Source organism: Photobacterium sp. R1 (assembly GCF_054600795.1).
Window position 1 is genome coordinate 1 of sequence record NZ_BAAHZP010000507.1, and the last position, 276, is coordinate 276.

A 276-nucleotide genomic window follows, 5' to 3' on the forward strand; every position below is an offset into this window, starting at 1 on the left:
CGTCTGAATATCAAGCAGGCTGGGTTGTGCCGGGGTATCCATATCCCACAAATCATGATGAACAAACTGCTGTACCCAGGCAGGCTGCCCATTATCCAGGCGTAATGCCACTACCGAAGAGGCGTATTTCTCTTCCTCTGGTGTGCGATACATGCCCAGTTGGTCAGGAGTACGGTTACCCATGGGGATGTAAATCAGGCCCAGCGCTTCGTCTGCACTGGCGACAGACCAACTGTTTGGCGAACTGGTCGCATACAGTTTGTCTTTGGCAATCGG

The 276-nt window shown here is 52.9% G+C and carries 1 pseudogene; it reads right to left on the minus strand.

Going from position 1 to position 276, the window contains the following annotated elements:
* Positions 1-276, minus strand: a pseudogene (locus ACYP03_RS26060) (hypothetical protein); the annotation flags it as partial.